The 24,094-nt window shown below is 66.7% G+C and carries 18 protein-coding genes; 11 read left to right on the top strand and 7 right to left on the bottom strand.

Annotated elements, in window-relative coordinates:
* Together VFE83_RS04225 and ispG are read right to left on the bottom strand one after the other, a co-directional pair.
* Positions 1–312 (bottom strand): ATP phosphoribosyltransferase regulatory subunit (locus VFE83_RS04225; protein WP_324903632.1); only part of this gene is annotated, 312 nt, incomplete at its 3' end.
* A gap of 143 nt (positions 313–455) precedes the next feature.
* The gene (gene ispG, locus VFE83_RS04220) at positions 456–1,727 is read right to left on the bottom strand and encodes a flavodoxin-dependent (E)-4-hydroxy-3-methylbut-2-enyl-diphosphate synthase (RefSeq protein WP_324903631.1); all 1,272 of its coding nucleotides are present in this window, start codon (positions 1,725–1,727) and stop codon (positions 456–458) included.
* A gap of 166 nt (positions 1,728–1,893) precedes the next feature.
* On the opposite strand from ispG, the gene xseA reads away from it, so the two are divergent.
* Together xseA and VFE83_RS04210 are read left to right on the top strand one after the other, a co-directional pair.
* Positions 1,894–3,243: an exodeoxyribonuclease VII large subunit gene (gene xseA / locus VFE83_RS04215; RefSeq protein ID WP_324903630.1), complete on the top strand. Its 1,350-nt coding sequence runs from the start codon at positions 1,894–1,896 to the stop codon at positions 3,241–3,243.
* A 120-nt stretch (positions 3,244–3,363) separates the two neighbouring features.
* Positions 3,364–4,833 (top strand): aldehyde dehydrogenase family protein, encoded by a 1,470-nt coding sequence (locus VFE83_RS04210; RefSeq protein ID WP_324903629.1) that lies wholly within the window; start codon positions 3,364–3,366, stop codon positions 4,831–4,833.
* Positions 4,834–4,900: 67 nt separating this feature from the next.
* On the opposite strand, the gene VFE83_RS04205 is transcribed toward VFE83_RS04210, so the two are convergent.
* Entirely contained in the window at positions 4,901–5,539 is a 639-nt protein-coding gene (locus VFE83_RS04205) for a hypothetical protein (RefSeq protein WP_324903628.1), read from the bottom strand.
* Positions 5,540–5,804: 265 nt separating this feature from the next.
* On the opposite strand from VFE83_RS04205, the gene VFE83_RS04200 reads away from it, so the two are divergent.
* Positions 5,805–7,523 carry a VWA domain-containing protein gene (locus tag VFE83_RS04200; RefSeq protein WP_324903627.1) on the top strand — a complete coding sequence of 573 codons (1,719 nt, stop codon included), beginning with the start codon at positions 5,805–5,807 and terminating at the stop codon, positions 7,521–7,523.
* 54 nt (positions 7,524–7,577) lie between these two features.
* On the opposite strand, the gene VFE83_RS04195 is transcribed toward VFE83_RS04200, so the two are convergent.
* The 4 genes from VFE83_RS04195 to VFE83_RS04180 all read right to left on the bottom strand — a co-directional run bounded on the left by VFE83_RS04195 (position 7,578) and on the right by VFE83_RS04180 (position 17,262).
* Positions 7,578–9,149, bottom strand: coding sequence for a tetratricopeptide repeat-containing sulfotransferase family protein (locus VFE83_RS04195; RefSeq protein ID WP_324903626.1), 1,572 nt, complete (start codon positions 9,147–9,149; stop codon positions 7,578–7,580).
* On the bottom strand, positions 9,146–10,705 hold the full coding sequence (locus VFE83_RS04190) for a tetratricopeptide repeat-containing sulfotransferase family protein (RefSeq protein WP_324903625.1): 1,560 nt from the start codon (positions 10,703–10,705) through the stop codon (positions 9,146–9,148). Before VFE83_RS04190 ends, VFE83_RS04195 begins: the two co-directional genes overlap by 4 nt.
* Before the next feature lie 147 nt (positions 10,706–10,852).
* Entirely contained in the window at positions 10,853–13,945 is a 3,093-nt protein-coding gene (locus tag VFE83_RS04185) for a TonB-dependent receptor (protein ID WP_324903624.1), read from the bottom strand.
* 431 nt (positions 13,946–14,376) lie between these two features.
* Complete coding sequence (locus VFE83_RS04180; RefSeq protein ID WP_324903623.1) at positions 14,377–17,262, bottom strand: sensor domain-containing phosphodiesterase; 2,886 nt, start codon at positions 17,260–17,262, stop codon at positions 14,377–14,379.
* Positions 17,263–17,466: 204 nt separating this feature from the next.
* On the opposite strand from VFE83_RS04180, the gene VFE83_RS04175 reads away from it, so the two are divergent.
* From VFE83_RS04175 to VFE83_RS04140, 8 genes are all read left to right on the top strand, one after another.
* Positions 17,467–18,021, top strand: coding sequence for an RNA polymerase sigma factor (locus VFE83_RS04175; protein ID WP_324903622.1), 555 nt, complete (start codon positions 17,467–17,469; stop codon positions 18,019–18,021).
* The gene (locus VFE83_RS04170; RefSeq protein ID WP_324903621.1) at positions 18,018–19,013 is read left to right on the top strand and encodes a hypothetical protein; all 996 of its coding nucleotides are present in this window, start codon (positions 18,018–18,020) and stop codon (positions 19,011–19,013) included. Before VFE83_RS04175 ends, VFE83_RS04170 begins: the two co-directional genes overlap by 4 nt.
* Positions 19,010–19,591, top strand: coding sequence for a YigZ family protein (locus tag VFE83_RS04165; RefSeq protein ID WP_324903620.1), 582 nt, complete (start codon positions 19,010–19,012; stop codon positions 19,589–19,591). The genes VFE83_RS04170 and VFE83_RS04165 overlap by 4 nt, the downstream gene beginning before the upstream one ends.
* Before the next feature lie 68 nt (positions 19,592–19,659).
* Positions 19,660–21,432 (top strand): ABC transporter transmembrane domain-containing protein, encoded by a 1,773-nt coding sequence (locus VFE83_RS04160; protein WP_324903619.1) that lies wholly within the window; start codon positions 19,660–19,662, stop codon positions 21,430–21,432.
* Between the two features lie 374 nt (positions 21,433–21,806).
* The gene (locus VFE83_RS04155) at positions 21,807–22,247 is read left to right on the top strand and encodes a hypothetical protein (protein WP_324903618.1); all 441 of its coding nucleotides are present in this window, start codon (positions 21,807–21,809) and stop codon (positions 22,245–22,247) included.
* A 61-nt stretch (positions 22,248–22,308) separates the two neighbouring features.
* Positions 22,309–22,755: a DUF4262 domain-containing protein gene (locus VFE83_RS04150; protein ID WP_324903617.1), complete on the top strand. Its 447-nt coding sequence runs from the start codon at positions 22,309–22,311 to the stop codon at positions 22,753–22,755.
* Between the two features lie 65 nt (positions 22,756–22,820).
* Entirely contained in the window at positions 22,821–23,138 is a 318-nt protein-coding gene (locus VFE83_RS04145) for a hypothetical protein (RefSeq protein ID WP_324903616.1), read from the top strand.
* Between the two features lie 583 nt (positions 23,139–23,721).
* Positions 23,722–24,078, top strand: coding sequence for a hypothetical protein (locus tag VFE83_RS04140; protein ID WP_324903615.1), 357 nt, complete (start codon positions 23,722–23,724; stop codon positions 24,076–24,078).
* The last annotated feature ends 16 nt before the right edge of the window (positions 24,079–24,094 follow it).

Here is a 24,094-nt window from a genome sequence, read left to right as displayed (position 1 = left end):
GCCGTCGTACACGAGGTTGTGCTCGATCACGGCGCGCACGGCGCCGGCGGTGCCTTCAGGACGCAGGGTCAGCTGGTCGCCGTTCATCGAGTCTTCAAAAGAGTACATCTCCTTCTCGACGATGTCGGTGACGGCGCCGATGGCGCGTGCGAACAGGGAGGTATCCTCGACGATCGGGGTGACGATCTTCTGGTAGCCGTAGCTCTTCAGGATGGTTTCGGCGGTGTTCTCGAACAGCTCCCACATCGGCGCATCGGCCGGGAGGATGTCGTTCATGCCTTTGACGGCGACGATTTTTTCTGGTTTGGACATATTGTTAGCTCTCTTTTCGTAGGGCGGACGGCTTCGCCGTCCGCGCGTTCAACTCACGGATGCGCAGTGGCAGAGCGTGAGGAATTTGAACGCGCGGACGGGAGACCGTGCCCCAGTCCACTGGACTGGAGCACCCCTACGTGTTACACCGTATTCGCCTCGCGGCTGTAGTTCTTCTGCACGTAATTCAGCACGATGGTCTTGAACTCATCCACGATGCGCTCGCCGCGCAGCGTGGCCACCTTCTGCCCGTCCACGAACACCGGCGCCGCCGGCGATTCGCCGGTGCCCGGCAGGCTGATGCCGATGTTGGCGTGCTTCGATTCGCCCGGACCGTTCACGATGCAGCCCATCACGGCCACGTTCATCGCTTCCACGCCCGGATAGGTCTTCTTCCATTCCGGCATCTGCTCGCGCAGGAAGGTCTGGATGTTGTCCGCCAGTTCCTGGAACACGGTCGAGGTCGTGCGGCCGCAGCCCGGGCAGGCGATCACCATCGGGGTGAACTTGCGCAGGCCCATGGTCTGCAGGATCTCCTGGCCGACCACGACCTCCTTGGTGCGGTCGCCGCCCGGTTCCGGGGTCAGCGAAATGCGGATGGTGTCGCCGATGCCTTCCTGCAGCAGCACGCCGAGCGCCGCGCTGGACGCGACGATGCCCTTGCTGCCGATGCCGGCCTCGGTCAGACCCAGGTGCAGCGCGTAATCGCCGCGGCGCGCGAGTTCGCGATACACGGCGATGAGCTCCTGCACGCCACTGACCTTGGCGCTGAGCACGATGCGCTCGGCCGGCAGGCCCAGCTCCACCGCGCGCGCAGCCGAATCCAGCGCTGAGCGGATCAGTGCCTCGCGCAGGACTTCCGCGGCTTCCTTCGGCTCGGCGAGCTTGTGGTTCTCGTCCATCAGCTGCGCGGCCAAAGCCTGGTCGAGCGAACCCCAGTTCGCGCCGATGCGCACGGGCTTGCCGTACCTGATGGCCAGTTCGATCAGCGTGGCGAACTGGCTGTCCTTCTTCTTGCCGAAACCGACGTTGCCCGGGTTGATGCGGTACTTGGCCAGGGCTTCCGCGCACGCCGGCTCGGCCGTGAGCAACTGATGACCGTTGTAGTGGAAGTCGCCGATGATCGGGACGCTCACGCCCATCATCGCCAGCTTGTCCACGATGCGTGGCACCGCTGCGGCGGCCTCGGGCGTGTTGACGGTGACGCGTACCATCTCGGAGCCGGCACGCCACAGTTCGGCGACCTGCTTCGTCGTCGAGGCGATATCCGCCGTGTCGGTGTTGGTCATCGACTGCACGACGACCGGATGGCCGCCACCCACGTCGACGCCGCCGATGCGCACCGCGCGGGTCAGGCGGCGCGGAAGGGGGCCGAACGAGGATTGGGCGCAGGGGGGAACGGCTTCGGAGTTCATGCCGGTATTGTAGCCGGGGCCGGTTTTTCGACACCGCGCCGGGCGTGAACGCCAGCGCGTGAATGCACCGCGGGCGTTCCCGGGTATGCTGCCGCTTCCCCCGCTCCCGTCGCACCGGACCGCGCTCCCGGTCGCGGCCGCGTTCCACCGGATCACCCGCCCCGCAATGCCCCCGAGCAATCCCGACGACGTCCTGACCCCCAGCCAGCTGAACACGTTGGCGCGCGACCTGCTGGAGGGATCGTTTCCCTCCATCTGGATCGAAGGCGAGCTGGGCAACGTGTCGCGTCCGTCGTCGGGCCACCTGTATTTCACGTTGAAGGACGCGCGCGCGCAGATCCGTTGCGCGATGTTCCGGCCCAAGAGCAGCTGGCTGCGCTTCACTCCCCGCGAGGGCCTGCACGTGCTCGGGCGCGGCCGGCTGACGCTCTACGAAGCGCGCGGCGAGTACCAGCTGGTGCTGGACCACATGGAGGAAGCCGGCGAAGGCGCCTTGCGTCGGGCGTTCGACGAGATGAAGGCCCGGCTCGCCGCCGAGGGCCTGTTCGACCAGGCGCGCAAGCGTCCGCTGCCCCGCTTCGCCCGCCGCATCGGCGTGATCACCTCGCCCACCGGCGCCGCCGTGCGCGACGTGCTGAGCGTACTGTCGCGCCGCTTCCCGCTGGTCGACGTCGACGTGCTGCCGGTTCCGGTGCAGGGCGACGGTGCCGCTGCGCAGATCGTATCGATGCTGCAACGCGCGATCTCCGCGCAACGCTACGACGTGATCGTGCTGGCGCGCGGCGGCGGCTCGCTGGAGGACCTGTGGGCCTTCAACGATGAGCGACTGGCGCGCACCATCGCCGACTCGCCCGTGCCCGTGGTGTCCGCGGTTGGGCATGAGACCGACTTCAGCCTCAGCGATTTCGCCGCCGATGTACGCGCGCCGACGCCGTCGGTAGCCGCGGAACTGCTGGTGCCCAATCGCGACGACCTGCTGCACCGGCTGCGCGTGGTGGGCTCGCGCATGCGCAATCTGCAGCAGCAACGCCTGCGACAGGCGATGCAGCGTGCCGACCGCGCGGGCCTGCGGCTCAACGCGCAGCGGCCGCGCGCGCGCATCGACCTGCTTTGCCGCCGCCAGGCCGACGCGCTGCGCCGCCTCGACATGGCGTGGAAGCGGCGGCTCGAACGCGAGCGCGCACGGCTGCGCCATGCCGATGCCGTGCTGCGTGCCGCGCATCCGCATCGCCGCATTGCACGACTGCGCGAGCGCCTGGCCGCGCTGGCTCCGCGTCCGCAAGCCGCCATCGCGCGACGCCTGGGCAAGGACGCACTGCATTTGCGCGGCCTGGCGCGTTCGCTGGAAGCGGTGAGCCCGCTGGCCACCGTTGCGCGCGGCTACTCGATCCTGCTGCATCCGGACGGGCGCGTCGTGCGCAGCGTGCTGGACGCAGCTCCGGGGGACAGGCTGTCGGCTCGCGTGATGGACGGCGAACTGGCGGTGCGGGTCGAGGCCCACGAAAGCGAATCGTGAACTCCGCGGACCGCGCGATGACTCACGTACCCACGAGCGCGCCGCATCGCTTGCGACGCGATATGACCGCTCGCTAACGTCCCTTCCCCTACCCTCGTCGTCATCTCCGGGAGCCGAACCATGCCCAAGGACAAGAAGAAGCGCGCCGACAAGGGACTCAAATCGAGCTACCCGTACTACCTGGCCAACCGCCCGGTCGCGGCCAATACCGACCTGGACGTTTTGGACAAGTACAGCGGCAAGCGCGCCACGCGCGTTGCGCTGGCCGACGGTGCCGCCGTGCGCAAGGCGATCGTCGCCGGCCACCAGGCGCGCGAAGCGATGTCGGCCGTCACGCCCGACGCGCGCCGCGACGTGCTGGAGCATTGCGTGCGCCGCTTCACCGAACGCTTCGAGGAACTCGCGCTGGCGCTGTGCATCGAAGCCGGCAAGCCGATCCGCGACGCACGCGGCGAGGTCACGCGCCTGATCGACACGTTCCGTATCGCCGCGGGCGAAGCCACGCGCATCGGTGGCGACGTCGTCGAGCTGCAGATCTCGCCACGCACGCGCGGCTACCGCGGCATGACACGGCGCGTGCCCGTGGGCCTGTGCAGCTTCATCACGCCATTCAATTTCCCGCTCAACCTGGTCGCACACAAGGTTGCGCCGGCGATCGCGGCAGGTTGCCCGTTCGTGCTGAAGCCGTCGGAAAAGACACCGATCGGCGCGCTGATCATCGGCGAAGTGCTGGCCGAGACCGACCTGCCCAAGGGCGCCTTCTCGGTCCTGCCCTGCTCCAACGACGATGCCGCGCAACTGGTCGAGGACGAGCGCATCGCGCTGCTCAGTTTCACCGGCGGACTCGTCGGCTGGGACCTGAAGGCGCGTGCGGGCCGCAAGAAGGTCACGCTGGAGCTGGGCGGCAACGCGGCTTGCATCGTAGATGCCGACCCCGGCGCGCCGCTGGACGAGGTGGTCGAACGCGTGGTCTTCGGCGCGTATTACCAGAGCGGACAGAGCTGCATCAGCGTGCAGCGCATCTACGCCCACTCGGACATCTACGACCGGTTGCGCAAGAAGCTGCGGGCCGCGGTGGCGAAACTGCACATGGGCGATCCGCGCGACGAAGCCACCTTCATCGGGCCGATGATCGACGAGGCCGCGGCCAAGCGCGTCGAAGCTTGGATCGATGCCGCGCGCAAGGGCGGCGCGAAACGGCTGGCCGGCGGCGAGCGCAACGGCAACATGGTGCCCGCCACGCTGCTGGAGAACGTGCCGCACGACAGCGACCTCTATCGCAAGGAGGCATTCGCGCCGGTGGCGCTGATGGAACCGTTCGACGATTTCGAGCAGGCCATCGACCTGGTCAACGACAGCGACTTCGGTCTGCAGGCCGGCGTGTTCACCGGCAGCCTGGACCATGCGATGCGTGCGTGGGACCGGCTGGAAGTGGGCGGCGTGATCGTCGGCGACGTGCCGAGTTTCCGCGTCGACAACATGCCTTATGGCGGCGTGAAGCAGTCGGGCCTGGGACGCGAGGGCGTGCGCTACGCGATCGAGGACATGACTGAGCAACGCCTGCTGGTCATTCGCGATCGCGCTCGCTGAAGACTGTCCCGAGCGAGTGCGGACAGACGCGCCGGAGGCAGGGCGCGTCCATCCGATGGTGCGGTGGTCAGTTGTCCCGCGGACGCGGCTCGACCTGCGAGACGCGCGCGCCCTCGCCCACGGTGACGCGACCGCCGCCGCTCCATTGCACCAGTGGGGCCATCCACTGCTCGCGTGGCGCATGGAACAGCGTCGCGCTGTAACCGCTGTGCAGCACGAGTTCCTGCCGGTCGCTGACCTTCGAGGATTCGCTCCACAGCGGGCGACACGAGTGCGACGCGCTGTCCGCAGCGTCATGGATGCCCAGCACGCGGCCGCTCATGCGGAAGCGGTACTCCGATTTCAGGATCGGATCGCACTGGCCGAGCAGCACGTAATTGACGCCCGGATCGCCAACACGTGCCGATACCAGCGTCGCCACGGCAGAACCGCTACCGGCGCCGACGACGCTGATCTCTCCGGCGGGAACGCCCTGCGCCATCAACCCGCGAACCTCTTTGGCCACGCGCCTGGCGTACGTCAGGCGGTCCTGTCCTTCGCTGTCGACGGTGGCGACCTGGAAGCCCTGGGCACCCAGGGCCCGGACGATGGCGCCGTGATCCACGCCGGATTCGCTGGAAGGCAGATAGATGAGTCGCGGCGATTCTGCCGCCGCGGCAACGGACACCGCCATCAGCACACTGGCCAGCAGGACGCGGGACGGCATCGGAACACGGGCGTGCGACTTCATGAACCACATGACAGAACCTCCACGATCGTTGGGGGAGAGGCGTGGACTGCCGGAAGCGCGACCATGCTCTGCTCGCCGGGCGACGCCGCCCAGTTCGAAAGGTCACACCCACTTCCGGGATACGCGCTTTTGGGATGAACCCGCGCGCCGCGGCGTTTACGTGACTTTCGACATGGATGCGGCCTCAACCCCGTTCCCTGCATCGGCGCGTTCATCGGGACGACCCACCTGGAGTCCACCCATGAAGCGCACCCGATCCACCCGCATGCCGCTCGCGTCGCTGCTGATGCTCGCCGTCCTGGCCGCCTGCGGTACGCAGACCACGGCCGTGAAGCTCGAATCCATCGAAACCACCGGCGCGAGGCAGCAGGAGCTGGCCGAAGAGCATTCCCTGGCACAGGCGCGGATGCTCGCGCCGCCGCCGCCGCCACCGCCGGCCGAGGCGAGTCAGGCGTTCGATTCCGCCGCCGTGAAGGTCCTCGCGTCGCCCTCGCCCGTGATGTACGCACCCGCGCCGGCGAACACGGAGAAATACGCGCAACGCGTCGACAATCCGGTGCAGCGCGCCGCCGAACAGCCAATCTCCACGTTCTCGATCGACGTGGACACCGGCAGCTACACCAACGTGCGTCGCATGTTGAACGACGGCGTGCGCCCGCCAGCGGATGCTGTACGCGCCGAGGAATTCCTCAACTATTTCGACTATCGCCATCCCGCGCCAGCCTCGCGTGAGGTTCCGTTCCGCGTTACCACCGAGCTGGCATCCGCACCATGGAACCAGCAGCGCCAGTTGCTGATGATCGGCATCCGCGGCTACGACGTGCCCAGGGCGACACTCGCACCGGCGAACCTGGTGTTCCTGATCGACACCTCGGGTTCGATGAACTCGCCCGACAAGCTGCCGCTGGTCAAGGAATCGCTGCGCCAGCTGGTGCCGCAGTTGCGAGCGCAGGATCGCGTGTCGATGGTGGTCTATGCGGGCAGCGCCGGACTGGTGCTTCCGCCCACGCCGGGCGATCGCCACGGCGAGATCCTCGCCGCGCTCGACCGCCTGGAAGCCGGTGGCAGCACGAATGGCGGCGACGGCATCCGCCTGGCGTACGCGATGGCGAAGCAAGCCTTCATGCGTGACGGCGTGAACCGCGTGATCCTCGCCACCGATGGCGACTTCAACGTCGGCACCGTCGACCAGAACGCACTGGAAACCCTGGTGGCCGACCAGCGCAAGACCGGCATCGCGCTCACCACGCTCGGCTTCGGCACGGGCAACTACAACGACCACCTGGCCGAGCGGCTGGCCGACGTGGGCGACGGCAATCATGCGTACATCGACAGCCTGCTCGAAGCACGCAAAGTGCTGGTCCAGCAGATGGGAGGCACGCTGATGACCATCGCCCGCGACGTGAAGATCCAGGTCGAGTTCAACCCGGCGCTGGTCGCCGAATACCGCCTGATCGGCTACGAGAATCGCGTGCTGCAGCGCGAGGACTTCGCCAACGACCGGGTGGACGCGGGCGACATCGGCGCAGGACACCAGGTCACGGCGTTGTACGAGATCACGCCCGCCGGTTCGGCTGCGCAACGCGTCGCGCCGCTGCGTTATGCGACGGTGCCGGCGACACAGGCGGCCGCCCAGGGCGAAATCGCGCACCTGCGCCTGCGCTACAAGCGCCCGGGCGAGGATCGCAGCCAACTGATCGAGACACCTGTGCAGGCCTCGCAGCTCACCGCCAAGCCTAGTGAGTCGTTGCGTTTCGCCAGCGCGGTGGCGGGGTTTGCCGACACGCTGCGCGGTGGCGCACGCATGGACGGCTGGGGATGGGATGCGATTCTGCAGACTGCGCGTGGCGCGCAAGGCCAGGACCCGAATGGCGAGCGCGCCGAGTTTATCCGGCTGATGCAAGCCGCACGCTCGCTGACGCAGGCCGACAGCGACACGCGGATCGGCGTGCAGGAGTGAGTGGCAACGGCCCGGCGCATGCGCGCCGGGCTTCGACTTACGGCATGAGCGACATCAGGGCGCCTGCAGCCGCTCGATCATCGGCTGCAGGCAGGGTTCGTACGGCGCCCACTTGGGACGTTCGCGGACCTGTATGCCGTCGCGAACCTGCACCGCGCTGGCGGTGACGACGGCGCGGTTCGCATTCGGCTTGAGCATGGCCACGCCGAACGCGATTCCGCAGAAATCGGCGATGCGGCGCATCTCGCCTTCCGGATCACGCGTGAGGCGGTCGTAGCGAACCTCATGGATGCGTCCGGGGAACCGATCGCGCCAGTGCCGCATCAGGGCATCGTGCATGCGGTGGTAGTCGGCCAGCTCGATGGGGTCGTAGCTGTACGCGTTGGCTTCGGAGAACAGCTCGCGCAGGTTGGAAAAGCAGGTCTCGACCGGGTCGCGCACCATGTGCAGGATCTTCGCCTGCGGCAGCGCATGCGCGATGAAACCGACGTTGAGGAAATTGGACGGCAACTTGTCGGTGAAGCACCGTTGCGGCCCCAGCCGCCAGGCGACGCTGTCGAGGTAATGGCGCCCTGCGGCGCGCAAATCAGCGGTGCGCGCGCGCTCCACGATGGTGCGGTCGATCACGCCCCGGCAATGGTGATCGGTGACATGACGCATGGCGCTAGTGAAGTCGTACAGCTCACCCAGCCCCTGCAGATCCGGATGTCCGTCCAGCAGTTGTTCCAGCAGCGTGGTTCCGGAACGATGCATGCCGACGATGAACACTGGCGTGGGCCCCGAGCCTTCATGTGGCTGGACGGGCACCGATGCGGGTTCGAATTGTGCAAGTGCCCGGAACAATGCAGCCGTCTGCGTCGTGTCGTAGGCAAGCCGCGAACGCTTCGCCCGGCAGCCGATCATCAGCGCCTGCCAAGCTTCATCGTGGCGCCCCAGGTCGTCGAGTTCCTTGTGCAGCGCGAAGCCCAGCAACGCGATGTCCTCGGGCCTGCGTCCGGGTCGTGCCAGTTCGCGACGGATCGCATCGACGTGATGGTTGTCCGGCGTCTGCCTGCGCACCCAGGCCTGCAACCAGTAGCCCTGCGCGATCTCCGGTGCGCGGCGCAACGCGCGCATGACGTCCTGCTCGGCCTCAGCGAACCGACCCAGATACGTCAGCACCTGCGCCCGCGACAGCAGCGTCGGAGGAAAATCCGGATCGGCATTGCGGGCCTCGTCGAGGAACCTGATGGCCTGGTCCGGCAGGTTCACGTAACTCAGCTGCGCGGCCACCGCGAGCAACAGCGGGATCGGCATGCGCGACATCGGCAGCAGACGCTCGATGCACGCCTGCATCGCCTGCACCTGGTTGAACGTGCGCAGCCGGGGCAACAGCTCCATCAGCAGCTTCGGATCGGTCACGCCGCTACGCGCAGCGGCCAGCGCATGCTCCTGCGCGGCGCGGTAGTGACCGGCCAGCGAATGGACATACGACAACTGGATCTGTGTGTAGGCGTCGCCGGGCACCTGCGTCAGCGCCTGCGTATAAGCGGCGATGGCGCCGTCGAAATCCTGTCGCGACGCATGTTCTTCCGCCGCGGCCAGCATCGGCCATATGGCGCGTGGCGCGGGAAAGGCCGTCGTCATGCCAGCGCCTCCAGCCTCTCACGCAGAGGCTGCAGTTGCGCCTCGTAACGCTTCCACGCGCCGATGCCGCGGCGATGCATGCCCTCGCGCACCTGGCTGCTGCTGGCGGTGGACACCGGCGCCTGGTTACGGGTGATGTCGTGCATGCCCGCCTGAGCAGGCAGCCCGAGAAATTCGAGCAACGATGCTGTAACGGCCTCGGGTCGTTCGATCAGGGACTCGTAGTCGACTACGCGCACGCGACCTGGCGCGATCTGCTGCCAGTACTCCATCCACCGGCGCGCAAGAAGGCAATGGTCGGCGACGTCTTCCATCGAATAGCTGTACGGATACGCGTCACCCTGGAACAACTCCTTTAGGTTGGAAAAGCAGGCGTCCATCGGATCGCGTCGCAGGCAGACGATGCGCGCCTGCGGCAACGCCTGCAGGATCATCGGAATGCTGAAAAGGTTGCGCGGATTCTTGTCGGTCACGCGTCCCACCGGTGGCGCAACAAGACGGATACGCTGCTGATACAGGTGGCCGACGCGGGCGTGGTCGAGCAACTGCATCAGCGCCATTGGATCGCCGTGCAACATCGACTGGAAGAATCGGTCGGATGTCTCGCTGACCGCCGCGGAGAAATCGTTGCGCTCACCCAGCGAATACACCCAGCCGTGATTGCCGAGGATGCGGTCGAGCAATGTGGTTCCGGTGCGCGGCATGCCGACCACGAAGATCGGCCATGGGCCCTCCGGTTCCTGCCTGGGCATGGCCGGCAACGCGAACGGCGCCTGCATCAGCGTCTGGAGGCGTGCGGCTTCGTCCGCCGCATCGTGGCGGACGCGCGTGCGCATCAGTGCCATGCCGTGCGACAGCGATTCCCATGCCTGTGCCGTTTCGCCGGCTGCATCGAACTCGCGGAACAGCGCATACCGAAGATGCGCCAGCGCGAGCGGATCGTTCTGGCGCTCGATGGCCGCTTTCAGACGCGATACTCGCGACAACGCCGGCTGCGCACGCGAATGGGTCGACAACGCCCAATGCGCGTCCGCAAGGTCCGGTGCCATGCCCAAGCAGGCCTCGTACTCGCGCTCCGCGCCGGCCATGTCGCCCAGATAGCGCAGCACGTTGGCATGGGTTAAGGCCAGCAGTGGATGGCGCGCGTGCTGCGCGATCGCATCGAGGAAGCGCAACGCGTCCTCGTAACGTCCTGCCAGCCACAGGTGTTGCGCCAGCGACGGCGACTGGCGGATCACGTCCTGGTCGTTCCAGTCGGCAGACAGGATCACCGAAGCGGCCTCCGCCTCGTCGGCAAACTCCATCAACCGCGCAGTGACGAAACCGATGTGGCGTGTGCTGCCCTTCAGTCGCACGGCGTCGGCGGCGCGCAATGCATGCTGTCGCGATTGCGCGTAACGCCCGGCCAGTTGTTCCAGCCGCGACATGCGCAAACGCGCGGGCACATGGTCCGGTTCGGCGGCGAGGATCGATTCGTAACTCGAACGGGCCTGATCCCACGCGCCGGCGACTTCGTACTGCTGTGCCTGCTGCCAGGATCCAGGGACCGATTGCATGCGCGAACCATCGCTGCGGGAAAGCCCAAGCATATCGTCACGTCCTGCTCCGCGGGAGCGTCGACACCTTGTTTCGCGCATAAAAAACGGCCGCCTTGCGGCGGCCGTGGAGAGAGAAGTCACGCAAAAGTACTACGTTGGCTCTTCTTAGAAGTCGTACTGGATCATGAAGCGGACCGCACGCGGCGCCTGATAGGTGCGAGCAAGCAGGTACGTGTCCAGCGGGTTGCCGGTCACGCCGTCTTCCGCCACTTCGCTCACCGACGTGACCTTCTGGTTGTTGAACACGTTGAACACGTCGACCTTGAACTGCAGACCTTCCGCCCAGTTCGGGAAGTAGGCGATGTTCAGGTCGATCGAGTTGGTCCACGGCAGTCGGCCAGCCGTACCACGCGGGTAGGCCTGCGCCGGGTTCAGGCCGATGTTGGTGCCTTCGGAGTCGGTGATGAAACCACCGCCGGCACTGGTGGTGCCGCAGCGGAAGAACGAGGCACCGTAGCCGTGCAGCCCCTGGTCTTCCACGGGTGCGTCCGTCGGGTACGGCAGCACGCCGAAGCAGTTGATCGGGCGACCAGACTGCACCAGCAGGTTGGCGCCGACGGACCACTCATCGTTGAACGAGTAGTTGCCGAACACCTTCAAGCTGTGGCGGCGGTCGTTGGGCAGATAGCCGTACGAGTCGATCGCCAGTTCCTTGTAGTCGAAGTCCTGCGTGACGTTGGTGTCGGCCTGGCCGATGTCCGACTTCACGCCGCCTTCGGTGTTGCCCTTGTTGTAGGCCAGCGTGTACGACGCCTGGAAGAACCACTTGTCCCAGCTGCCGTCCCAGAACAGTTCCAGCGCCTTGTAGCTGCGCTTGGCTTCGGGAGAGAGCAGATCGGCGGCGATGGTGTACTCGGTGAGCACGCCATTGTTCTCGACGTCCGTCACGAACACCGCGTCCTTGCCCGGGTTGAACATGCGGCAGTACGGGAAGCCGCTGCTCGGCAGCACCGGATCGAGGCCATCGGCCAACGCCTGGTCCACGATCGGGTTGTAGTCGCAGTTGTCGTCGATGGCCGCCTTCAGCTTGCGGTAGATGCCGCGCGCGCCGACATTCTGGTGCTCCGTCAGCTGGTACTGGAAGCCGAGGATGAACTCGTCCTGGTACATCGGATCGAGGTTCTTCGCGGCGATCGTCGCGGCATTCTTCGGCTCGCCGAACTCACCGTTGACGTAAGTCAGCGCGCCGCGCGGCGTGATCCCGGTAGGAGCGCCGGTGACCGGATCGACGCCGGTGAAGTTGAAGTTCTGGCGCGTGAACAGCGAGGCGCTGGCGCCGCGTACCGCAACGCTGGACGTCAGCGGAAGCGCATAGCGACCCGCGTTGCCGTAGAACTTGAAGCTCGAATCGCCAAACACGTCCCACGAGAAACCAAGTCGCGGGGCAAACTGGTTTTCGATCTCGACGTACTTCTCGCCTTCGCCATTGAAGTTCTCGAACGTGTCCCAGCGCGCGCCGAGGTAGGCCAGAAACGTGTCGGTGATGCTCCAGTAGTCCTCGAGGTAATAGGCCGACGACTTGACCTTCACCGTGGAGCCCTGATTCACGATCTGTTCGCGCACGATGTCGAACTCGTCGCCATTGCCGGTGCCGTCGGGGTTCAGTTCACCATCGGGGTTCACGGTCGAATAGCGCCACACGCGGCCGCCTTCGTTCGAATTGCCGGCCACCGACTCGTACTCGTCCCAATCGATACCGCCGCGCAGACGGTGATCGCCCAGCTGCCATTCGACGTCCATGCGGAACATGTCGCGCGTATCGCCGGAGTCCGAACGCGGAATCGCGCCACCGGTGATGTTGCAGGTACTCACATACCGGCCGCCGGTGAGGTTCCGCCGGTAAGCCGGGCGGATGTCGGTGATGATCGGGCAACCCGACGCCGGCTGGTTCAGGTCGCCGCCGTACTCCACGCGCTCGCCGCTGGCCGTGACCAGGTGACGCGAACGCGAGTACTCGCCGTAGCCGTACAACGCAGACAGGGTGAACGTGTCGGTGAGGTAGCCGGTGTACTTGGCGACGTAGTTGTCGCCGCCCGATTCTTCGAACGACGTACCGACCAGGCCGCCGCGGGTCAGGTCCGGACCGTTCAGATAGGTCTGGCGGGTCGTCTCGCGCTTGTCGGAAAACGACGTGAACTCCAACAGGTTGCTGTCGTTGATGTTCCAGTCCAGCTTGACCAGCCAGGTCGGATTGCCCTTTTCCTTCTCGTGGAAATTGTTGTTGGCGAAGTACGTGTTGCCCTGGGTGTTCCAGAAGTCCTGCTCACGCTCGCTGTAGGACAGCAGGCCGTATGCGAACAGCGTGTCCTTGATGAGCGCACCGCTGGCCCAGACCGACGTGTTCCATGCCTCCTCGGTGTCTTCGGAATTGTCCTCGCGCAGCGAACCGACCGGATTGGTAGGGTTGTCCGCCAGTGGGTTCGAGTAGTACGTGTTCTCCACTTCCGAGCGCAGGGACTTGGGCGACCAGAACACGTTGCCGCCCGCGTGGAACTCGTTGGTGCCGCGCTTGGTGATCATGTTGACCACGCCACCCAGCGAACGGCCGAACTCGGCGCCGTAACCGCCGGTCTTGACCTGCTGCTCGGCGATCGCTTCGTACGGCACCTGCGCGAAGTTCAGGCCGCGGAACGAGTTGGTGATGTTGAAGCCGTTGAGGTAGTACTGGTTTTCGGCAACCGAGGAGCCGCCGAACGAAGCCAGGTTGCCGAACGCGTTGTCGCCGCGCACGGTACCCGGGGCGAGCAGCGCGACCGAGGTGGCGTCGCGGGCCACCGGGATCTTCGCGATCTGCGCGGCGGTCAGGATGGTGGTGGACTCCACCGACGAGACGTCGATCGGGTTCACGACCTGGGCGCTGGTCACGACCACGCTCTCCAGCGTGGTGGCGGAGCCGGCGGCCGCAGCGAAAGTCACCGGCGTGCCGGTACCCAGGCTGACGGCCACGCCATCGCGTACGGTGGTGGTGCCGTCGGCACGCTGCAGGGTCACCCGGTAGTTGCCCGGCGAAAGGGCCGGGACGCGGAACACGCCGTCGGATCCCACCGATACCTCGCGACGGAAGCCGGTGGCCGGATTCTCGATGACGACGGTCTCCCCTGCCGTCGCCTGGCCAAACACGGAGCCGCCGGTCTGCTGGGCTTGGACGCCCGACGAAAAGCACAGGCCCAGTGCCACAGCCAAGGCACTGCGCCGCATGTTGCGGTTCAGAGATGAACGCTTCACTTTTCCCCCAAATTCAGCAAATTGAATGGCCCAAACGGGCACATCGACCCTGACTTCCGGCCTACCCGCAGGTCAACAGTTACCCGCCATTCACGTTAATTTTTTGCTGTAAATGTGACTCAAGTCACAAATAATCTGGGATATTCACTTATCGGTCATCTTCCTGAAGCACACACGTGACGCGGGTTTGCGTGACGTAGCGCGTCAGGTCGGGAAGGCTTCAAACAAAGGTGGGCCATGGCGCGACTCGTGTCGGGCACCCCGCATCACAACTTGAGGTCCGCCCTCTCCCGCCCTTCGACACCTTCTCCCACAGGGACGCAGGGACAAGTACCGCCAAACCAGCGTGATGCGGACCTGCGATGCGCGCACCGGGCACGCCCAGACGTTTGGTGAACTGCCGCTCAGCCGGTCACGGCCAGGCGCAGGGGCATCACGTGGGTGCGTTCGGCGGGCCGGCCGAACAAATAGCCCTGGCCGAAGGTGCAGCCCAGTTCACGCAGCGTGGCGCGCTGGGCCTCGGTCTCGACGCCCTCGCCGATGGTCTCGATGCCGAGCGTGCCGGCCAAGGCCTGGATGGCGCGGACCACGGCCACGCTCTCGGGCTGGGTGTCGCCGACGAGGCCCGCGACGAAGCTCTGGTCGATCTTCAGGCACTCGATCGGGAAGCGGTGCAGGTACGACAGCGCCGAGAAGCCGGTGCCGAAGTCGTCCAGCTGCGCGAGTACGCCGTGGCTGCGCAGCGTACGCAGCATGCGCAGCGCGCGCGGCACGTCGTCGAGCAACGCGACTTCGGTGATCTCGATGCGCAGGCGGTGCGGGTCCGCGCCGGCCTGGTCGATCATGCGCAGCAGGCGGTCGGCGAAGTCGCCGGAGCGGAAATGGCGCGGCGAAACGTTGACCGAGATGTAGCCCTCGCCGCCGCGCGCCAGTTCGTCCATCACCTGGCGGTACAGGATCCAGTCCACCTCTTCGATCAGGCCGCTGTCCTCGCCCACGCCGATGAACTCGCTGGGGGTCAGCAGGCCGCGGCGCTCGTGGCGCCAGCGCAGCAGCGCCTCGTGGCCGATCACGCGGTGGTCGTCCAGGCGCACGATCGGCTGGTAGAAGGCCACGAAACCATCGCCGTTGATGGCGCGGCGCAGGTCGGCTTCCAGGTCGAGGATGCGCACGGCCTCCTCGCGCATCGCCTCGTCGAATACCGCCCAGCGATCGCGCCCTGCCGACTTGGCGCGGTACATCGCCGCGTCGGCGTCGCGCAGCAGTTCGGCGCCGTTGCGATAGCGCGGATGCCACAGCGCGATGCCCAGGCTGGCCGACGGGAACACCTCGCGGCCGGCGATCCAGCACGGTTCGCCCAGCGCGCGCAGTACCCGCTGGGCGAGTTCCTCGGCCACCTGCGGGCCTTCGATGTCCTCGATGAGGATCGCGTATTCGTCGCCGCCCAGGCGCGCGACGGTATCGTCGCTGCGCACCGCGTCGACGATGCGGCGCCCCGTCTCGATCAGCAGTTCGTCGCCGGCGGAATGACCCACGCTGTCGTTGACCAGCTTGAAGCGGTCCAGGTCGAGGAACAGCACTGCGAAGGTGCGATTCGGCTCGGCCTGCGCGCGTTCGATCGCCTGCGCCAGGCGCTCCAGCAACTGGCTGCGATTGGGCAGCCCGGTGAGCGCGTCGTGCGTGGCCTGGTGGGTCAGCTGCTGCTCCACGCGCAGGCGCTCGCCGATCTGCGACAGCAGCTCCGCGTTGGCCTGGGCCAGTTCGCGCGTGCGTGAATCCACGCGCTGCTCCAGCTCCGCGTGCGCGGCGACCAGACGGTCCTGCGCCTGCTTGCGCGCCAGGCCGATCGAGATGTGGTGCGCGACGAAGGTCAGCAGCTCCTGGTCGCGCACGCTGAAGTTGATCGCCGGCGAATAGCTCTGCACGGTGATCACGCCGACCACCGACTCGTTGCGGAACAGCGGCACGCCCAGCCAGCAGTGCGCGAGCGAACCGCGGCTGCGCACCAGTCCCTGCGCTTCGAGCGCGGCGATGCGCTTGCGGTCCGCCAGCAGCGGACGGCCGCGCGCGATCACGTACTCGGTCAGGCCCGAGGCGAGCTTGCGGGCCTCGCGCTGGGTGTCGCGCTCGTCGATCGAGTACGGGAACTCCAGCCGCTCGCCGTCTTCGGTCAGCAGCGCGATGTAGAAGTTGCGCGCGTACAGCAGGTCGCTTACGACGTCGTGCACCTGCGTGTAGAAGCGCTCCAGTGTCTCGGAGGTGATCGACAGCTCGGCGATGCGGAACAGCGCACGCTGCAGGCGCTCGGCGCGCTGGCGCTCGATGATCTCGGCCTGCAGGTCGCGGTTGCTCAGCTGCAGCGCCTGGGTGCGCTCCTCGACGCGGCGCTCGAGTTCCTCGCGCGCATGGAAGCGGTCCAGCGCGGTGAGGATGTGCTGGGCCACGAAGGCCAGCAGCGCACGCTCCTCCTCGCCGTACACATCAGGGCGGTCGTAGCTCTGCACGACGATGGCGCCGCAGATGCGGTCGTCGCGGCGCATGGGCACGCCCAGCCAGTCCTCGCTGTCGGGGCCGTGGCGGATGTCGCGCGCCACGCACAGGCGTTCGCGGATCGCCGCGGACGGCCCCTGCAGCGGCTCGCCGTGGCGCAGCAGCGCAACCGTCACGCTGTTGGGCATCTCCTCCACGGGAATGTCGCGCTCGGGTTCGGCGACGTAGGTGTCGCGCTGGTCGGCGAAGTACAGGAACCGCATGGTGTCGCGTACGTCGTCGTACAGCACGATGTACAGGTTGGCCGCGTACATCAGGCCGGCGACGACGGTGTGCAGCCGGCGCAGCATGTCGGCCAGTTCCAGGTCGGAACCGGCCAGGTCGGCGATCTCGTACAGCGCCTGCTGCAGGCGTTCGGATTTTTCCAGCGATTCGGCGCGCGCCAGCGTGCGCAGCGCCACCAGATGGTGCCCGATGACCTGCCGCGCCAGCGCCACCCACATGGCGCGGATTTCCGGCGCCAGCGGTCCGGGCAACTGCGCAGCCAGCGCCACGCGCACGCCTTCGGCGGTGGTCCAGCCCGCTTCGACGCGGTGCGAATGCTGGGCCAGCGGCTCTCGCGAGAGCAGCGAGTCGGCACGGTTGGCCAGTGCCGTCGTCGCCCCCGGCGAGGCGGATCCCGCAACGGTGGTGCCATGCGGGTCGCGCCACAGGATGGCCACTTCCGACCCGGCCGGCAGAGCTTCCTGCAGGGTGTCCGCGAGGGTGTCGCGCCCGGCCCGGGCATCGACGATTCTCACGGCCTTTGGCCTGGTGCGGTTGGACACTGCGGACGAGCCCCTGGGTTGACGGGGCAGGATAGCGCGGCTTTCCGACGTCGTGATCAACCCCGTCACGAACTGCGATCCGTTCGTCAGGACATGCACCTGGCTTCGACTCGTCCGGACGCCACCGGACCGGCGACCGGCTTCACGGCGACCGCCCCACCCCGTACCCTGCCGCGGATGAACGCGGGCGCGGACACCAACGACGACGTGCTGATGCTGGCCTGGACGGGCGGCGACGCGGCGGCGTTCGAGATGCTGTATGCGCGCCACCGCGGCCCGCTGTACCGCTTCCTGCTGCGCCAGTTGCGCGATCCGGCGCTGGCGGACGAGTTCTTCCAGGACGTCTGGCAGCGCGTGATCGCCGCGCGCCACGGCTGGAAGCCCGAAGCCGCGTTCAGGACCTGGCTGTTCCGCATCGCCCACAATCGGCTGGGCGACCACTGGCGCGGCCTGAAGCATCGGCCGCCCGCCCCGGAGGACGGCGACGAGCGCGCCGCACGCATCCCGGATCCGAGCAGCCCGGAGCACGAACTGTCGGAATTCGAACAGCGCCGGCGGCTGCAACTGGCCATCGAGGACCTCCCGGACGAACAGCGCGAAGTGGTGCTGCTGCGCCTGGAGCAGGAACTGAGCCTGGAGGAGATCGGCGAGATCACCGGCGTCGGCCGGGAAACCGTCAAGTCGCGGCTTCGCTACGCGATGGACAAGCTGCGCGCGAGATTGAACGAATGAACCGTCCCCACGACGAACCGCTGAGCCCGGAAGAACGCGCGCTGGCCGAGCGCCTCTCGCGGCTGGGTCCGCACGACGGTCCATCGCCGGCGCTTGACGCGAAGATCCTGGCCGCCGCGCACGCGGCCGTCGCCGCTTCACCCAGCCGGCGTCGCCGCTGGCTGGGCTTGAGTGCCATCCCCGGCAGCGTCATCACCGGCGTCGGCATGGCCGCCGCGTTGGTACTGGTGGTGGGCGTGGTCTGGCAGTTGCGGCCGTCCGATCCGGCACCCAAGCCCGCTCGCGAGGAAGGCGCGAACATGGGCTACGTGAGCGCGGAACTCCTGCGCCGTCCCCAGGCCCAGATCGCACCGCCCCCGCCGCCTCCCGCCGAGCCCGCGCGCGAGCTGCGTCCCGCCCTTGCGCGGCGCGCCACGCCACCGGCTGAAGCGGCACCGGCACCGCCGTCCGCAGTCGACGACACGCACTACATGGACGAAGCCGTCGCGACCCACGCGCCTGCGCCGGCTGCCCAAGCCGCCGACGCGTCCGCGGTAGCGGCTGCGCCTGCCTCGCCGGCACCACCTCCGCCGTCCGCATTCTCCGGGACCGGCGAGCCCGAACGATTCTCCGCCGCAAGCGCCGAGGCCGAGCGCCGCGAGGCAGCCCCCATCCGGCAACAAGCACAGGCCAAGGCACGCGCGAGCCGACGCGAAGACATGGCAGTCGCCCAGGCTCCCCAGGAGCTCCTGGACGAAGTGGAGGTGACGGGCGCCCCCATCCAGGAAGCGCCGCCGGCTGAAACGGTTACCGCAGACGCAGCGCCCATCGCCAGCCTGCCCGTGAGCGAGGACGCACGCCTACCGCCATCGCAGTGGCTGCAGCGCATCCGCGAACGTCGCGATGCGGGCGACCTCGATGGAGCGCGCGCGAGCCTGGCACGCTTCAGGCAGGACCACCCACGCGAGCGTGTGCCGCGCGATCTGCGCAAGCTCGCCACGCCGACTCGATGAGCAGCACGCTGGCCGGTCCGACCTCGCACCTGCTCGAGGTCAAGCACAGCCGTTTCCTGGTGAATGCCGCGCCGGCTACGACACCGGAGGCGGCGCTCGCATTCGTCGCGCAGGTGGGCGACCCTGCGGCCACGCACAACTGCTGGGCGTACCGGATCGGCATCGAATACCGCTTCAACGACGACGGTGAACCGGCCGGCACCGCGGGACGGCCGATCCTCGCGGCCATCGACGGCCAGGGCCTGGACCAGGTGGTCGTGGTGGTCACGCGCTGGTTTGGCGGCATCAAGCTCGGCGCGGGCGGACTGGTACGCGCCTACGGCGGCAGTGCGGCGGAGTGCCTGCGCACCGCCGCGCGCCGCGAGTTGGTGGTGCATGCGGAACTGCACCTCACCTACCCATTCGACCAGACGGGAGCAGTGCACGCGGCCCTCGCGCAGTTCGATGCCGACAAGCTGGACGAGCGTTTCGATGCGGACGGTGCATCCCTGCACCTGCGCCTGCCTGCCGACCGGATCGCCGCATTGAAGACGCATCTGCGCGATGCCACGCGCGACCGGGTGCGCTACGCCGACTGACCCGGCCGCTTCCGCGGCAGCCAACCTCGGCACGGGCACGCGGCTCCACACACCGCATACTGCGCGCCATGACCGAAGCTTCCTCGAGCAAAGCCCCCATTGGTAGCCTGCGCACACTGTGGCCATTCGTGCGGGGCCATCGTCCCCTGTTCGTCGCCTGGCTGGTCGCACTGGCCGTATCGAGCACGGCAACGCTGAGCCTGCCGGTGGCGTTCCGCACGGTGATCGACCAGGCCTTCGTGCACGCCGCGCCGGGTGCGAGCGCTGGCGCCGTGGACCGCGCGTTCCTGCTGATGTTCGCGGTGACGGTGGCACTGGCGTTGGCGACCGCCGCGCGATTCTTCTTCGTGTCGCTGCTGGGCGAACGCGTGGTGGCGGACCTGCGTGCGCGGCTCTACGCGCACCTCATTTCGCTGCATGCGGATTTCCACGACCGCAACCGCAGCGGCGAACTCATCTCGCGCCTCACCGCGGACGCGGAACTGCTGCGCAGCGTCGTCGGCTCCAGCATGTCGGTCGCGCTGCGCAGTTCGGTGACGGTGATCGGCGGCCTGGTGATGCTGTTCGTGACCAGCCCGCGACTGGCTTCGTACGCGCTGATCGGCATCCCTCTGGCGGTACTGCCGATCGTCGCGGGCGGCAGGCGTCTGCGGAAGATCTCGCGCGCCAGCCAGGATCGCGTCGCCGACGCGAACGCGCTGGCCAGCGAAACCCTCGGCGCGGTGCGCACCGTGCAGGCGCACGCGCGCGAGCCCTACGAACGTGGCCGTTTCGGCGAGGCGCTGAACGTCGCCGTGAACACCGCTCGCCGTCGCATCCAGGCACAAGCCTGGGTCACCGCCATCGCCATCGTGCTGGTGTTCGGCGCCATCATGCTGGTGCTGTGGTCGGGCGCACACGACGTGCTGGCGGGCCGCATGACCGCCGGCACGCTCGCGCAGTTCGTGCTGTACGCGCTGCTGGTGGGCGGTTCGGTCGGTTCGCTGGCCGAGGTGTGGAACGAACTCCAGCGCGCCGCGGCCGGCATGGGCCGCATCAGCGAACTGCTGGAAGAAACGCCGGAAATCCGCTCGCCGGATCGCCCTCAGGCCCTGCCGCAACCGGTACGCGGCGAGATCGTCTTCGACAGTGTGGCCTTCCACTACCCGCTACGCCCGGACGCGCCCGCGCTTGAGGACTTCCACCTGCACGTGCGTCCCGGCGAGACCGTCGCGCTGGTCGGCCCTTCGGGTGCAGGCAAGAGCACGGTGTTCTCGCTGCTGCTGCGCTTCCACGATCCGCAGTCGGGCGCGATCCGCATCGATGGCAACGACATCCGCCAGATCGACCTGGCCGCATTGCGCGAAGCCATCGCGCTGGTGCCGCAGGCGCCGACTATCTTCGCGGCCAGCGCCCGCGACAACATCCGCTACGGCCGCCTGGACGCCACCGACGCCGAGGTCGAGCGCGCCGTAGAGGCCGCGCACGCCGCGGACTTCGTCGCCGCGCTGCCGCAGGGGCTGGACACCGAACTCGGCGAACGCGGCGCGCGCCTGTCGGGCGGTCAGCAGCAGCGCATCGCCATCGCCCGCGCCCTGCTGAAGGACGCGCCGATCCTGCTGCTGGACGAAGCCACCAGTGCGCTGGACGCACAGAGCGAACGAGCCGTGCAACAGGCACTGGAAACGCTGATGCGCGGCCGCACCACGCTGGTGGTCGCGCATCGCCTGGCGACGGTGCTCAAGGCCGACCGCATCCTGGTGATGGACCGCGGCCGCATCATCGCCGAGGGCACGCACCAGCAGTTGCTGGAACAGGGCGGGTTGTACTCGGAGCTGGCGAAGCTGCAGTTCCTGGACTGAGGATTGCCGGCACGCTGCGTTAGAGCCCGCTGCGTGTTTCGCACCGAACCAGCTGACTTACCCTGCGCTCGCCACACGATCGGGCGCATGCGTGCAGATCTACGTGGCCGTCACATCCGCCCAGCAGTTCCTTCATCGCCGGAGGTCTTACCCGGCTTCAATGATGTGTCGGGAACGCCGGCTACAGCCCTATTAGTCTGTAGGAAACCGACTTGACAGACACAGCGCCCCTCATGAACATCCGGCGCCATACCCCGCATGAGGGCCAACAAATTGTTAGCCCCTATGACAGACCTCGTCGACGAGTTGCTCGAATTCGCTCACGCCCGAAGCCGCTTCCTTAATTCATGTGCCAAGCCCGCTTGGAGGGTTTGATGGCAGTCGAAAAGCTCACAGTGGCTTGCGAGTTTCTTGAGCAGGCGTTGCGCTTGTACTACGAGAGCTACCACTTTTCCGCCATCCACTTGGCTGGCGCTGCAGAAGAGTTGCTTGGCGCGCACCTCACCCTCCTTGGCCAATCCTCAACCTTCCACAGCTACCGGACTGCCGGAGTTGAATTGGCAAACGCACTTGGGAGTGGCTCTCCCGTCACGCGCAAAGACATGGAAGGCCTGCTCAATCATGCCAAAAACCGCTCCAAGCACATGGACTTGGCAGAGGACAATTTCATCACCTTTGACCCTGCGGAGGAGGCTCGTGAGTTACTCGATCGGGCCGTGTCTGACTACTACCACCTAATGCAATATTGCCAACTGCCCGAGACACCATTGGTTGCACGTTTCAACCGCGAGGTTCTGGGCGCGCGGGGTGCCTAATAGTTCATTCAAGCGAAAAGCCGCTTCGCGGTGCGGCTTGACTTCCGGCGTTGGCGGGCTAATGGACGAGTACGAACGCAACATCCTCCGACACATCCAGGAGCACGGGTGCAGCGTCACTTCTGTGTTCGACCCGGATGAAAAGGAACCGCCATTCTCCTATTCCATCGGCATCGCCAAGTCGTCTGGCGCGCCAGAAATCATCATCGTCGGGCTCAGCTCCAAGCAGTCGCACCGGATGGTCAACGAGTACAACCGCCGGTGCCAGGCTGGAGAGCGGTTCCAGCCAGGCGTGCTGTATCTAGGCTTTCTCGATGATTTCGCTGTTCAGTTCGGCCCGGTTACCCGCGAGCAGCGGGCTGAGTACATGCGGTCTGCGTGCTGCGGTCCCGAGTTTGAGGCTGTCCAGCTGATCTGGCCCAACGCGTCAGGCGTATGGCCGTGGGATCCAGAGGCTTCGGAGTGGTTCCGTGCCAACCAGCCATTGCTCTCGGGGGAGATCGTGTGAAGCCTGCCGACAGTTCGTGCAAGCCGACGCCGCTTCGCGGCGCCACTTAGTTCAGGCGTTAGGCCATGCAGATAGCAGTCAGGCATTTGCAGATCGCGAGGGCACTTGCCCTTTGCCTTGCTGCGGCATCGGTGGTCGTGCTCTTTATGTATGGAATGGCGCCAGACAAATACGAGGTGGTCCTGCTCGCAGCCGGCGCCAGCATGATGGCCGGCTTGACCACATTCTGTGCGACCTTTGTTTTCGGACCGCTCGCGTATTCGCGCGGTTCCACTGAGTTATGGTTGTCGCGCGCCCTGTTCTTGTTCCTCTTGGTTGGTCTTGTAGTTGTTGGTAGCGCGGCAGTGCGAAGAGTGGTTGCATGGGCCGCAGGCGCGGCCTAACAGATCGCCCAGGCCGACACTGCTCAGCGGCGCGGCTTCAATACAGGTGTTAGAACGCATGTCAGACCCATGGGTAGAGTTGGTAAAGCTCGGCTTTCTTTTTGCCTTCTCCATTGCGGTAGCCGTGGGCTGGGTAATTGTCAAAGGTCCTTTCCCTGGCGAGGGTTGGCTCCCCAGGATCTCTTGGCAGAGAACCTTTGCTCTACTCAGCGCGTTGGCCGTGGCTGCACTGGTCTTTGTGTACTTCACGGTTCTCGTCTAGGCTGCGGTCGAACTCTTGCCTAACAAGTGTTCAAGGCAGGTCGCTTCGCGGTTCGGCCTGATTCCGGGTGTTACGGGCAAAGGGACAAGTACGAAACCACCCTAGCCGTCCGGCATCGCCTGGCGACGGTGCTCAAGGAAGACCGCATCCTCGTCATTGGACCGCGGTCGAATCATCGACCAAGGCACGCACCGGCAATTGCTGGAACGGGGCGGGCTCTACCCCGGGGTCGCAAACTGCAGTTCCTGGATTGAGCCCGGCACTGGGTCGGCGGCGAGCCGCATGGCAGCATGCGTGCCTGTCGGCCGACCTGAGGCGCACGTGGGCACCATCTCGAATCTTTCGGACTGGTCGCAGCGCAGGCGCGACGTCGTCGGACTCGCTCCCATCGCCGTGTCGCTGCACGGGTTCGCGACGGGTGACATGCACGTGGCATGGCAAGCGGTCAGCGAAATCCGCGCGGCGAGGACCGATCCGGCGTCAGGTGGCGAGTCGCTGGTCGAATTCGTCGCCGCCGGCACATGCGTCGTCGTCAGCGACAGGCAGCCCGGCTTCGACAAGCTGGAGAAGGCCATGAGCGCCGTGTTTCCTGCGACGGCATCATGGCGGGAGATGCTGCAACGAGGATTGCCACTTGGCGAGCGCGCAACTCTGTATAGCCGCGCGAACCAGACATGAGCTGAGCGCTTCGCAC

This window comes from Lysobacter sp., assembly GCF_035655815.1.
In the GTDB taxonomy this organism is placed as follows: domain Bacteria; phylum Pseudomonadota; class Gammaproteobacteria; order Xanthomonadales; family Xanthomonadaceae; genus Lysobacter_J.
The sequence above is the reverse complement of the archived record's forward strand: the minus strand, read 5'-3'. Positions and strand labels throughout refer to the sequence as shown.

Coding starts and splice junctions, on each gene's coding strand:
- ispG (WP_324903631.1), bottom strand. CDS start 1,727: ATGAACTCCGAAGCCGTTCCCCCCTGCGCCCAATCCTCGTTCGGCCCC.
- xseA (WP_324903630.1), top strand. CDS start 1,894: ATGCCCCCGAGCAATCCCGACGACGTCCTGACCCCCAGCCAGCTGAAC.
- VFE83_RS04210 (WP_324903629.1), top strand. CDS start 3,364: ATGCCCAAGGACAAGAAGAAGCGCGCCGACAAGGGACTCAAATCGAGC.
- VFE83_RS04205 (WP_324903628.1), bottom strand. CDS start 5,539: ATGCCGTCCCGCGTCCTGCTGGCCAGTGTGCTGATGGCGGTGTCCGTT.
- VFE83_RS04200 (WP_324903627.1), top strand. CDS start 5,805: ATGAAGCGCACCCGATCCACCCGCATGCCGCTCGCGTCGCTGCTGATG.
- VFE83_RS04195 (WP_324903626.1), bottom strand. CDS start 9,149: ATGACGACGGCCTTTCCCGCGCCACGCGCCATATGGCCGATGCTGGCC.
- VFE83_RS04190 (WP_324903625.1), bottom strand. CDS start 10,705: ATGCAATCGGTCCCTGGATCCTGGCAGCAGGCACAGCAGTACGAAGTC.
- VFE83_RS04185 (WP_324903624.1), bottom strand. CDS start 13,945: ATGCGGCGCAGTGCCTTGGCTGTGGCACTGGGCCTGTGCTTTTCGTCG.
- VFE83_RS04175 (WP_324903622.1), top strand. CDS start 17,467: ATGAACGCGGGCGCGGACACCAACGACGACGTGCTGATGCTGGCCTGG.
- VFE83_RS04170 (WP_324903621.1), top strand. CDS start 18,018: ATGAACCGTCCCCACGACGAACCGCTGAGCCCGGAAGAACGCGCGCTG.
- VFE83_RS04165 (WP_324903620.1), top strand. CDS start 19,010: ATGAGCAGCACGCTGGCCGGTCCGACCTCGCACCTGCTCGAGGTCAAG.
- VFE83_RS04160 (WP_324903619.1), top strand. CDS start 19,660: ATGACCGAAGCTTCCTCGAGCAAAGCCCCCATTGGTAGCCTGCGCACA.
- VFE83_RS04155 (WP_324903618.1), top strand. CDS start 21,807: ATGGCAGTCGAAAAGCTCACAGTGGCTTGCGAGTTTCTTGAGCAGGCG.
- VFE83_RS04150 (WP_324903617.1), top strand. CDS start 22,309: ATGGACGAGTACGAACGCAACATCCTCCGACACATCCAGGAGCACGGG.
- VFE83_RS04145 (WP_324903616.1), top strand. CDS start 22,821: ATGCAGATAGCAGTCAGGCATTTGCAGATCGCGAGGGCACTTGCCCTT.